9 protein-coding genes are annotated in these 12,614 nt (G+C 47.7%); 7 read left to right on the plus strand and 2 right to left on the minus strand.

Annotation, left to right across the window (positions count from 1 at the left end; genetic code table 11):
* Window positions 1-8: 8 nt before the first annotated feature.
* From secA to DLM76_RS14765, 7 genes are all read left to right on the plus strand, one after another.
* Window positions 9-2,729 carry a preprotein translocase subunit SecA gene (gene secA / locus DLM76_RS14735; RefSeq protein ID WP_118956768.1) on the plus strand — a complete coding sequence of 907 codons (2,721 nt, stop codon included), beginning with the start codon at window positions 9-11 and terminating at the stop codon, window positions 2,727-2,729.
* Window positions 2,730-2,785: 56 nt separating this feature from the next.
* Window positions 2,786-3,226, plus strand: coding sequence for a hypothetical protein (locus DLM76_RS14740; protein WP_118956890.1), 441 nt, complete (start codon window positions 2,786-2,788; stop codon window positions 3,224-3,226).
* Window positions 3,227-3,328: 102 nt separating this feature from the next.
* A complete protein-coding gene (locus DLM76_RS14745; protein ID WP_118965683.1) occupies window positions 3,329-3,706 on the plus strand; it encodes a hypothetical protein in 378 nt (125 codons plus the stop codon).
* A gap of 148 nt (window positions 3,707-3,854) precedes the next feature.
* Complete coding sequence (locus tag DLM76_RS14750; protein ID WP_118956766.1) at window positions 3,855-5,264, plus strand: TolC family protein; 1,410 nt, start codon at window positions 3,855-3,857, stop codon at window positions 5,262-5,264.
* A gap of 10 nt (window positions 5,265-5,274) precedes the next feature.
* Window positions 5,275-6,273, plus strand: a complete 999-nt coding sequence (locus DLM76_RS14755; protein WP_118956765.1) for an efflux RND transporter periplasmic adaptor subunit — start codon at window positions 5,275-5,277, stop codon at window positions 6,271-6,273.
* Between the two features lie 97 nt (window positions 6,274-6,370).
* Window positions 6,371-7,108: a hypothetical protein gene (locus DLM76_RS14760; protein WP_118965684.1), complete on the plus strand. Its 738-nt coding sequence runs from the start codon at window positions 6,371-6,373 to the stop codon at window positions 7,106-7,108.
* Window positions 7,105-10,476, plus strand: coding sequence for an efflux RND transporter permease subunit (locus DLM76_RS14765; RefSeq protein WP_241548261.1), 3,372 nt, complete (start codon window positions 7,105-7,107; stop codon window positions 10,474-10,476). Before DLM76_RS14760 ends, DLM76_RS14765 begins: the two co-directional genes overlap by 4 nt.
* Before the next feature lie 178 nt (window positions 10,477-10,654).
* Here the strand turns inward: DLM76_RS14765 and DLM76_RS14770 are convergent, their stop codons facing one another.
* Window positions 10,655-10,840 carry a hypothetical protein gene (locus tag DLM76_RS14770; RefSeq protein WP_118965685.1) on the minus strand — a complete coding sequence of 62 codons (186 nt, stop codon included), beginning with the start codon at window positions 10,838-10,840 and terminating at the stop codon, window positions 10,655-10,657.
* A gap of 72 nt (window positions 10,841-10,912) precedes the next feature.
* Window positions 10,913-12,568, minus strand: a complete 1,656-nt coding sequence (locus DLM76_RS14775; RefSeq protein WP_118965841.1) for an outer membrane beta-barrel protein — start codon at window positions 12,566-12,568, stop codon at window positions 10,913-10,915.
* Window positions 12,569-12,614: the final 46 nt, after the last annotated feature.

Here is a 12,614-nt window from a genome sequence, read left to right on the forward strand (position 1 = left end):
AAATTGATATGATTCAAAGCATTCTCCGAATTATTCTTGGAAGCAAATTCGAAAGAGATTTAAAAAAACTCATCCCGATCGTTTCGGAAATCAATTCTTTGGAAGAAAGAATGAAGGGGATGAACGACTCCGAACTTTCCTCTCAAACGGTTCGTTTTCGCGAACGACTTTCCAAGGGAGAATCCTTGGACTCCATTCTTCCCGAAGCCTTTGCCACGGTAAGAGAAGCGTCTCTGCGCACGATGGGGATGAGACACTTCGACGTTCAGATGATGGGCGGGATCGCTCTTCACGGAGGCAACATTGCGGAGATGAAAACGGGAGAAGGGAAGACCTTAACTTCCACGCTCGCTGTTTATCTCAACGCACTTGCGGGTAAAGGCGTTCACGTGGTGACCGTGAACGACTATCTCGCAAAGCGGGACGCGAACTGGATGAAGCCGATCTACGACTTCCTCGGTATTACAGTCGGCGTGATTCAGCACGACATGGATCACGAACAAAGAAAGATCGCTTATTCCGCGGACATAACATACGGAACCAACAACGAATTCGGTTTTGATTATCTGAGAGACAACATGGTTTCTCACAAGGATCACAAGGTTCAAAGATCCCATTTCTTTGCGATCGTGGACGAGGTGGACTCGATCCTGATCGACGAAGCGAGAACCCCTCTCATCATTTCCGGTTCTTCGGACGAAACCACGGACAAATACGTTCGCATCAACAAAATCATTCCTAAGCTAATCGAAGGAGAGGATTTCGAAGTCGACGAAAAGGCGCGTAACGTGCTTCTTTCGGAGAAGGGAGTTTCCCACGTGGAAGAGATTCTCGGGATCGAAAACTTATACGCTCCCGAAAACGTGGATCTCGTACATCACGTTCACCAGGCTTTGAAGGCGCACAAGATCTTTCAAAAGGACGTGGACTACGTCGTTCAAGGCGGAGAAGTCATCATCGTGGACGAGTTCACCGGTCGTTTGATGGCGGGACGTCGTTATTCGGACGGTCTTCACCAAGCTCTCGAAGCGAAGGAAAACGTCACCATCGCGAAAGAATCGCAGACTCTCGCTTCGATCACATTCCAGAACTATTTTAGAATGTACGACAAACTCGCGGGTATGACGGGAACGGCCGATACGGAAGCGGAGGAATTCAGAAAGATCTACAACCTCGACGTTATCGTGATTCCGCCTAACGTGACCGTGCAGAGAAAGGATTCTCCCGATCGCGTTTACAGAACCGAAAAGGAAAAGTTCGACGCGATTCTCGCAGAGATCCGAGATCTCCGCGCGAAAAAACAACCGGTTCTCGTGGGAACGATTTCCATCGAAAAGTCGGAAGTGCTTTCGAGGATGCTCGCCGCTGCTGGAATCCAGCACAACGTCTTAAACGCGAAGTTTCACGAACGCGAAGCGGAGATCGTTGCGAACGCCGGAAAGCCGGGCGCCGTTACGATCGCGACCAACATGGCGGGAAGAGGAACAGACATCGTTCTCGGCGGAGCGCAGCTTTATAAAGAAAGTTTGGAATCTTGGAAGGACGACGACGATCTCGTGCGCCAATTCAAGGAAGCCGTTCTCAAACAGGATTTAAGCAAGGCCGAAGGCCTGGCGCAGAAGATGGATTCTTCCGCAAAACAAAAACGTGCGTCCGAAATTCTACAATCGGTTCAGATCTGGAAAGCGAACCATGAGGAAGTTTTGGCCGCGGGCGGTCTTCACATTCTCGGAACCGAAAGACACGAAGCGAGACGGATCGATAATCAGCTCCGCGGTCGTTCGGGTCGTCAAGGTGATCCGGGTTCCAGCCGTTTTTATCTTTCTCTGCAGGACGATCTCATGCGGATCTTCGGATCGGATCGGATTTCCGGTCTGATGAAATGGGCGAACATGCCCGAAGGTCAAGAGATCGAAAGCAAGATGGTGAGCAACGCGATCGCAAGAGCGCAGAAGAGGGTGGAAGGTCATAACTTCGACATTCGGAAACACCTTCTCGAATACGACGACGTGATGAACCGTCAGAGAATCGTGATCTACAAAATGAGAAACGAGGTTCTCGAAAACGAGGACATCTCCGGTTTGCTTCTTACGTTTATCGAAGAAGCGGTGGAGAATCAAATCGTAACTCACTGCGACGGAAACAATCCTTCCGCTTGGAACCTCGATTCTTTGAAAGAATGGCTCGACGGTCTGGATCTGGACGTTGCGATCAGCGAAGACGATTTTAAGAAGACCAAAAATCCTCAACTCGCGTTGTTCGAAAAAGTGAACGCGGCCGCAAAAGCGCGTTACGAAGGAAGAGCGCAGTCGATCGGACCGGATATTTGGAAACTTTTGGAAAGAAATATTTTCCTGGATATTCTCGATCACCGTTGGAAGGAACATCTCTATTCCATGGATCATCTCCGCGAAGGAATTTGGACCGTGGGTTACAGCGAACGAAATCCTCTCGTGGAATATAAACTTCAAGGTTTTAGAATGTTCGACGTTGCGATCGAGAATCTCAAAAACGAAGTCGTAAACTTTCTCTTCCGCGTGGAAGTTTCGGAAAACTCCAAACCTCCGGAAGAAAGAAAGGAATATAAAAAAGTCGGTCAGGAAATTACCGGAGGGTTCGAAGAACTTACCGGAGGAAAAACCGTTCGTTCCAACGGAGCGGGGGTAACCGTAACGACCAGCTCGGGCGGCGGCACTGAAAGAAAGACCAGCCGGAGAAGAAAACGGTGAAATTTCGTTGTTTCCACGCCGCATGGAAAGCCGGAGCATTTCTTCTCGCGACGGGAATGTTCGCTTTCTGTGTGACAACGCCTCCGCCGAAAGGTTCCGCAAAGCAGATCTACGCGGATTGTATGGAAACCTTCGGCGATAAGGAAAAATGCGAGAAGCTCGTTCTCAAACAACTTCTCGGTTCCGGTCAAACGGCGGATTCTTCCGCAAACGCAACCGAACAGAATCAAACTGCGGAACCGGCGCTTGATCCTGAAATTGAAAAGAATCTTCGTCTTCGTTCCGAGATCAAAGACACGTTACAGGGACAAAATCGGATCTTTGTGAAGGAATTCTTAGGAAATCCGGACCAGGTTCAGTTCCGTACCAACAGCATCGAGGCGTTTATCTATACGAGACCGATCAGCCGGTTTAAACCGGGTGCAAGACCGGATCAAGAGATTCGTGTTTTGTTGCGCAATGGTACGGTAGTTCGTGTAGAACACGTTGCACCGTAAGGTAGTTTAGACCCCAAAAGAATCAATTGGTGCCCTTTTTTTAGGCATTGAATACCGAAAAACGTTTGTAAGCCACGTCTATCCTTTAAATCGTGGACTCAAATGAAGGTCCAGTGGATCCATCGGATTCTAATTCTGCTTTTAACGGCGGTTATCGTACTGCCGTGCGAGGAAGATGGAACCTTTGACCTTGCCTTTCTGGACGTGCGGGGCGGAGAAATCCATTCTTCCCTTGCCAAAAAAATCCACACACAGTCTCATCACAAAACTCACACCGAGTTTCAATCCGGAATCGAAGCGAGAGATCTCGCGATTTGTCTGAGAGGACGTTATGACTTCTTGGATCTCGTTTTTTCGGGTTCTTTCGAACTTACCAAGAGCGAAGTTCATTACGTTTCTCGAAAGTTCATCGCTCCTAAAAATCACTTTAGCTATTTATTATCTTCTTTACTTCTAAACTTACCGCCTCCCGTCGTTTAATCGAATTCAACCAAGCCCGGTTTTAACCTAAAAAGCTAGGACTGTATTTTGTCGTTTTGGTGCTTAGCACCAATTCCAAGCGAAAGACAAAGAAAACGATCACGGAGAACCGTACACCGCTACGTAAACAAATAAACCTGGAAACCCTATGAGAAAGATTTTCACGTTCTTACTTCTTTTATGGATGGTTCCGATTCTGTCCGAAGGCACTGCGCCTTCAGCGACCGGGTCCGAACCGGGATTGGGTATTCCCGAATCGCCGGGCCAATCCTCAAATCCGATCCAACGCGAACTTCCCGAGGTTTTACCGGACAAGGAAAGAACCTTGGATTTAAAGACTGCGGAGGAAAAACTCTGGAGAAACAACTTACTCTTGCTCGCTTCGCGCTTTAACATCGACGCCCGTAAAGCAGGAATCGAACAAGCGGGACTCTATGCGAACCCGAACATCTTTATCGATCAGAGTATTTTTGCGGAACCTACGCAGCGTTATTTCGACTTTACCCGTTCCGGACAAACCGTCGTTCAGATTCAGCAGCTGTTTTTGCTCGGCGGTAAAATCGGCAAACGGGTTCGCGTGGCGGAACTTAACGCGAGAATGGGAGAACAGGAATTCTACGATCTCGCGCGCGAACTTATCAGCAAACTGAGAAGACAGTTCTACGCGATCTACTACTACAGACAGGCGATCTCTTTTTACGATCAAAGTCTGGAAGCGTTGGGAAGAACCGTCACTTCCGCGGAAATGGGTTATAAAAGAAGGGCGATTCTGCAGGCGGAAGTGCTTCGTCTGAAAGCCCTGTATTTCTTTCTTAAAAAAGAAAGAGAAGAATTGAATATTCGAATTTTGGAAAAGGAAGCGGACCTACGAGTTTTGTTAAACGACGATTCCTTCCGAAGCACGGACATCAAAATCGTTCCGATGATCGCGGAGAATCAACTCGATAGCCTAGAACCGGGCAAACTCAGAAGGGAAGAACTTTTGGAAGTGGCCCGCAACAAAAGACCGGATCTGAAGAAAGCGATTCAGGCGCTTCGTTTCGAAGAGGCGAACTTGGAATTGCAGCACGCGAACGCGATTCCCGATCTCGCATTCGGTCCGATGTACAACAGAGGGGGAACCGCGTTCCAGAACTATTGGGGGATCACCGCTCAGTTGAACATTCCGATCTTCGATAGAAATCAGGGAAACATCAAAGCTTCCGAAAAAGCCATTCTTTCCAGAAAACAAGAACTCAAAAACACGTTGTTGGAAGTGGAAAACGACGTCGCCGTTTCGATCGAAACCGCAAGACTCAAGGACGAACTTTATAAGAAGTTCAGAAACACGTATACCAGAGAATACACGGATCTTTCCAAGGACATGATTCTCAGTTACGAAAAACGTTATATTACGATTTTGGAATTTACGGATTTTTTCGAAACCTATCGTTCCAGCGTCGTGGAAATGCTGAAACTGCAGACCGATCGAATGGATGCGATCGAAGGAGTAAATTTCTCCGTGGGGCAGGGAGTTCTCATCCCGAAACTCAACCAACCGGCCGCGGAAGAAAAGTGAGGAAACAGACATGAAGATACATTTTACCAGAAGAACACTTTTAATCACCGGAGCGGCCGCAGTTATCGCAATCGTTTCCATCGCGATTTTGGCATTGTCCAAAAAAAATAAACAATCGATCTTGCCTCCAAGCAAAGCGATCGTTCATGACAAAGGGGAATGGATCGAGTTTAAGGAGAACAGTCCCGGTCTTGAAATCATCAAAACTTCTCAAATCGGAAAAGAAGGCGAGTTCGTCGAGGTGGAAGCTCCCGCACGTTTGATCGCATCGACTTCTCCTTCTATGTCGGGCAGTGAAAAAATCATACTTTTTGAATCCGCGGATCTGAACGATCTCTATGTCGGCTACATACATTCGAAGAATAGTTTGAATCGTTCGAGAAAGAATCTCGAACGGATCAAAGATATGTTCAAACACAGAGTCGCTACGGAAAAGGATTTGATCGAAGCGGAAACCAACGCCGAAAACGACGCGGCCGAACTCGCTGAGTTCGAAGGAAAACTGAGAGCGGTCGGTTTAAATCCGAACGAACTCAGAGGAGCCGGAGCTCAGAGCGCTTGGATCATCTGCGACGTTCCGGAATCGCAACTTCAAAGTTTGAAAAAAGGAAAAAAAGTAAAACTCAAATTCTCAAGCTTTCCCGAAGCGAACTGGGTTGGAACCGCGGAGGCTCTCGGTGATAATGTGGATCCGATGACCAGAACGGTTAAAGTAAGAATTCTCATTCGAAACGAAAACTATGTTTTAAAACCCGGTATGTTTGCGACGGTCCGTTTTCCGGAAGACCGTAAAGGCGACACGGTCATCGTTCCGTTCACTTCCATCATTACGGTGGAAGGTAAAAATTACGTTTTCGTAGAAGAATCTCCGAGAGAGTTTTACAAGCGGGAAGTCGTTCTCGGAACTTCAGGTGAGGATCGCGTGACCGTGGTCGAAGGATTGACAAAGGGGGATAAGGTCGTCGTCGAAGGAACCATTTTACTCAAGGGACTTAGTTTCGGTTTTTAATATGAATCTATTGAAATGCTTAGTCCTATTTACAGCTCGTCTTAAAAACTTATTTTGTTATGTCAAAAAGATCAAGCTGCAAAAGTCTGTCCGGCTTTTGGGACAAACTTTTATACTATTAGGGTTTTTGAATGTTGCAGTCTTTGCGCAGAGTCAAAATTTGAAATACGATTCTCCCCCCAAGGAAGATCCTTCTCCGGATTGGACCGAAGATCCGGATCGAAAGACTAAAATAGGCAAGGAAGAAGAAGGTAGCGACATTCTCAAGGGTAAGTCGCTTCCGAAATCGACAAACTTTTTAGTTTACGGTGCGAGCATAGGTTCTCCTGGAAGCATCAATCTCAACCTCGGTTATTATTACAAGGACGTGGTCGTGCGCGTTTCCGGCGGGAAATGGAATCCCCATTGGTGGGGAGGTCAGGTCGATATCGGTTACAGTTTCTGGAAAACACCGGTGATCGCACATAGCGTTTCTCTTGTATTCGGAAAGTTTGAAGTAGATCCGTTCCAACCGGAAATCGGCCGAGGAGGACAGAACTCATATCCTTCCGGTTCTTCTTTTCCCGGTTATTCCCACCGTGATCCTACCTATGAGGATTTGATCATTCGTTCCTACGTTACGGAACAAAATCCTACCTTGGCCTTATATCTTGAACACGAAAGCCGCGACAGACAAAAGGTACATTTGAATCAGCAATACGTGGGTTTGACCTACGACTTTTTGCTTGGTAATTTTTTCCTTCAGGTGGGAGGAGGGATCGGCAAAGGAGATTATAAGAATCCTCAGTTGCTCATTCAGCTTGGTTACTTATTTGATACGAGGTCTGCGGAATGATTCGAGGTTTAATTGAAGGAGTTTTACGTTTTCGTCTCGCGACACTGATCGCATCCGCGGCGGCTATCGTTTTTGGAATTTGGGCTTGGATCGATATTCGAAAAGAAGCCTATTCGGACATAGCGGATACGCAGGTCCGATTGATCGCGAAATTTCCCGGAAAGGCCGCAGTGGAAGTGGAAGAACGGGTAACGATACCTATTGAGCGCGTTCTGAACGCGATTCCTAAAGTATCGGTGAGAAGATCCAGAACGATCAACGGGTTAGTCGTGTTTCAGTTCGTGTTCGAGGACGGGACTGACGATTATTTTGCAAGAACCCGTCTTTTAGAACGTGTCCGCGACGCAGATATTCCGGTGGAAGTTCAACCCGCGCTCGGGCCTATGAGTTCTCCCGTCGGTGAAATTTTTCGCTATGTCGTGGAAACGAAAGCGAATCATACGCCGATGGAGCTGAGAACGATTCAGGATTGGGTCATTATGCCTAAGATGCTCGGGATTCCGGGGATTGCGGACGTAGTCACATTCGGAGGTCTTCCGAAACAATATCACGTAGTGACCACTCCCGACAAATTGATTCGGTATAGACTCACGATCGACGACGTAATCAAAGCGATTCAACAAAACAACCTGAATACGGGGGGGAATCTCCTTTTACAGGGAGAACAAGGTTTTCCGATCCGTTCTTTAGGTGCGATTCGAGATCCGATACATATCGAAAACATCGTCGTCAAAACGGTGAACGGGGTACCCGTTTTTATCCGAGATTTAGGAACGGTGGAGGTCTCGCATCCGATTCCGAGCGGTGTTTTAGGTTATACGATTCAAAACGATCAAGAAGGATTGATCGACGTCGATTCTTCCGTTCAAGGTCTGGTTGCGATCCGCCGCTGGGGAGATCCGAATGTTATGGGAGATCGTATCCGCGCGAAAGTGAAGGAAATCAACGAGAATTATTTGCCGGACGGGGTTCAAATTCGAACCACGTATGATCGAACCGATCTCGTCAATTATACCCTACGCACCATCGGTAAGACTCTTGTAGAGGGAGTTGTAGTCGTCAGTTTAGTGTTGATCTTTTTTATCGGAAGCGTGAAGGCTTCGATGGTCGTCGTCGCCACGATTCCTTTCGCAATGTTATTCGCATTTTTATTGATGGATATCACCGGCATTCCGGCCAGCTTATTGTCGTTAGGCGCCATCGACTTCGGAATCATCGTGGACGGCGCGGTCGTAATGGTGGAAAATATCATGCGCCGCTACCGGGACGCTTCTCCGACTGATAAGAAAAAGGGGATCATCCGTTTTACAGTGGACGCCGCTTCCGAGGTCGGTACGGAAATTATCTTTTCTATTTTAATCATCGTACTTGCTTATCTTCCGATCTTTTCCTTTGAAAGAATCGAAGGAAGATTATTCAAGCCGATGGCGTTTACGATCTCCTTTGCGATCCTGGGCGCGTTGATCTTCTCGATGACTGCGATCCCCGTCATGATGTCCTATATCTACCGAAATTATTTCGAATCCGCTAATCCGGGGCCGATCGAGTGGCACAACCCGTTCTATGAATGGCTGGAAAAGAAATACGAAAGATTGATCGAGTGGCTTGTGGAACGATCTAAACGCGTTGTGACGATTTGCTTTTCCGTTGTGGGGAGTTTACTCGTGGTTGGCGGTCTTTCTCTCGGAACCGAGTTTCTTCCCGAAATGGACGAGGGAGGATTCAACCTTAGAATTTTCTTTCCGGTCGGGATCTCACTTCCCGAGTCGAGAAAATTCATTCCAAAGATTCGACAGATCATCTATAAGAACGAACAGGTAAACGTGGTTCTTTCTCAGTTGGGAAGAAATGATGACGGAACCGACCCGCTTCCTCCGAACCGTTTGGAAGTCCTTGTTGGTTTGAAAGATTACGACGACTGGAAGGAAAGGATCACGAAGACCGAACTACTTCTTCGAATGAGAAACGATTTGGAAGCGGGGCTGCCCGGAGCAAGGGTAAGTTTTTCCCAGCCGATCATGGATAACCTTTCCGAAGCGATTATGGGTACGATCGCCGATTTAGCGGTTTTCGTTTCCGGAAACGACTTGAAAGTGATGCGTCAGATCTCGACCGAAATTCTCGATATCGTTAAGGAAATGAAAGGCGCGAGCGAATACGGGATCGAACAGGAAGCGGATAGCCCGCAGCTCACTGTACGCATCGATCGGGAAGCGGCAGCACGCTACGGAATCAACGTCAGCGATATTCAGCAGATGGTGGAAGCGGCGATCGGGATGCAAAGAATCGACACTCTGTATGAAGGTCCTTCCGACATTCCTCCGAAAACTCCTGCGCGATTCGGAATCGTCGTACGTTTTTCCAAAGACTACCGAACCTCTCAAAGAGCGATCGAGAACATGCCGATCATATCTCCTAAAGGAGAAAGAATTCCTTTGTCCGAATTGGCGAAGGTCACTCTCGAAGACGGACCCACGATGATCTTTCGTCAGGAAGGAAGAAGAACCGTAACGGTTCGTACGAACATACGCGGACGGGATCAAGGAGGTTTCGTCGCGGAACTTCGCAAACTCGTCGAAAAGAAGGTTAAACTTCCCGAGGGTTACGAGATCCGCTACGGCGGGCAGTATGAAAACCTTGCCAGGGTAGGAACGCGTCTCGCGATGGTCATTCCTCTTACGATCGCCATCATCTTCGGCGTATTGTATCTACTTTATAAAAATCTAAAGTATGTCTATGTCGCTCTGGCTTGTATTCCGCTTTCCCTTGTGGGCGGAATTTATGCGCTTTTGATGCGAGGGTATTACTTCAACGTATCGGGCGGGGTGGGATTTATTTCCTTGTTTGGAATCGCCACGATGGCAGGGGTTCTTTTCGTATCCCGTACCAATCACTTATTGCACGAGGACGACGAGATCAGCGTGAAAGAAGCCGTAAAAAAAGCAGCGGTGATTCAGCTTCGCCCGATGTTGATGACGATGCTTTTGGCCTTGCTCGGTTTGATTCCGGCGACATTGGCTTCCGGAGTCGGCTCGGACGTTCAAAGACCTCTTGCGACCGTCATCGTGGGAGGTTTGTTTTCCGCGTTGTTCCTCGTGTTGACCGTGCTTCCTTCTCTTTATTTGATTCTTGTCGGCGAACGGGAATACAGCAAACTCAAGAAACCAAAGGATTCTTCTTTGGAACCGTTTACGTATTTGGATCAGCTATCTTTGGAAGAATACGAGGAAGAATTCGATACGTATCCGCAGCCTCAGAGCGAAACGGTAGAAAAGGCGAGGAAGGTCGGTAAAAAGGGTTCTTCGACCGCCGGGTCCACAAAGGGAAAATCTTCTACGGGTTCCGCAGCGAAGAAGAAAAAGAAATAAGTCCTCGTTTTACTGATCGGAAACGGAAGAAAAGACGGACGAACGATCGGAATCTTTCGATCCGATCGTCGAGATCCGGAGCGACGACTTGGTTTCGGTGGAGCGGTGCGGTTACAAATAAAAAAGGGTTTGTTCGAAACATCGGACAAACCCTTTTGTTTATGGTTTTTGAAAGTGATTATCGAGCGGCGAGATAGTATTCCGAAATGTATAGAAGCTGCTGTTCGGTAAGACGATTGTCCGCCGATTTTCCGTTTCTATAGGTCGTTTGTTTCGAATCTTCCAACACACTCAGACCGTTTGGAAACTTGGGGTTTCCGATTTCCGATCTTTTGTTTCTTTGTAAAAATTCTCTCAATCTCATGCTGCTTTCTCTTTTAAAAAAAAGGCGCCCGGTGAAGAGCGCCCTTCGATACTAAGGATTCACGCCGTCGTATTAAAACTTAGCGACAACCCCTAAGGTCAGACCGTACTGGTGATCTTGTTTATCGCCTTTCTGGTCTACGAATTGTTTACCGGTCGCCCAGTCTCTACGAAGGTCGAGTTTGATCAACAGGTTCTCGGTGAAGTTCCAAACAGGAGTAATGGTAAGAGTTTTATACTGTCCTGCGTTTCTGGTTCCGCCGTAGTTCTTGTAGTCGTCGCTCATCGCTTCGAGAACTTGAGCTTTCGTAATTCCATAAGCTCCTAAATTTGGATCAGCCGCAAGAGCCGCAACTACAACGTCTGCGATCGCTCCATCGGTGGCCTTTTTGTATTCGCTAAGATACGCGTTCGCTCCCATGAAAGGGTTGAACGTTGTCAGCGCGCCGTTGTTGTGTTTGTCGTCGATGTATTCCGCACGGACGTTCACACCCCAGGCTTCGTTGATCTTAAACTTCGCCCAAATACCGTAGGCTTTGTAAGTCGTTTTCGCGTCGCGTTTGTTGTTCAAACCCCAGAAGAGAGTATCCTTGTTGAATACTTCCGCTCCGGTAGCATCCACGTTATAGCGTTTTTGATCCAAGCTGTTGTTTGCCAAAGCACCGGACTTTTCGCTCCAAGTGTAATCCAAGTCGATCGTGATCTTGTCCGTCGGAGTGATGGAAAGAATCGCGTGGTTCATGAACCAGTAGTCCTTGTTGTACTGCGCTCTGTTCGGGTTTGCTACGTTATACTTTCCGATGTTCGCATCGCCGAGAGCGGTTGCAAGTTCGGTTGCAAGAGCCGCTTTTGCGGGATCGACACGGGAAGTCGCACCGTCGCTGGAGTAGAGAGTGTTCCAAGTGATGGAGAGTTTATCCTCGATCAATTGACCTTTGATCTGAGTTCCGATCGCTTTTCTTTCGGATTGACCTTCCACGAAGTAGCTTTTTCCAGCTGCAGGACCGCTGTAATTCAGGTCAGTAATGATCTGAGTAGGAGCAGTTGTCGTATTCGCAGGAGCGTTGTAACCGGTACCACCACCACTGTTGTAAACATAGAAAGTTCCGGCCCATTTGTCCGTGAACTGAGTGGTTAAGCGAGCACCGGTGTGAATAAAGGGGATCGTATTCTGGAAGATCGCGCCTATCGAGTAGTTCGGGTTACTCATCGATTCGATAACCTCGTACCCGATATGGGTTGCCATCTTACCTACGTCCAGGGTCATCCCTTTTAAAACCGGGAAATACAAACTCACGTATGCTTGTTTCAGCAAATTGTAGTTGTAGATACTGTTGCTTGCCGAATACGGAGCTTCTTGAAACGCGTTGTTCTGACCGTTTTGGAAGTCCACTCTGAACCCCCATGGAGAACTTTTTTCTGCGGCTTTTTGGATCGTAAGGGCGACCGCGTTTACCGCAAAGTTCTTGTTACTGGTTTCGAAAGCGCGGGTAGCATCAACGTCGTTTCCTTGTTTCGGATTGAGATTGTACATGTAATACACATCTGCGAATCCGGAAAATTCAACCTGATCATACCATTTCTTATCTTCGGGCTCTGCCGCTTTGGGAGCCGGCGCGGGTGCAACCGTAGCGTCTGCCGCTGGTTTCTTTCCGGTCTGGGCAAAGACCTGAGAGGAACCTACGAGGCAGAGAACGGAAGCAACGAGGCTCAATGTTTTTGTTCTCATCATTCTCCTAAATCTCCTATGCCCATCTTATGCAAGATGCATGCCA

Source organism: Leptospira yasudae, assembly GCF_003545925.1.
Classification (GTDB): domain Bacteria; phylum Spirochaetota; class Leptospiria; order Leptospirales; family Leptospiraceae; genus Leptospira; species Leptospira yasudae.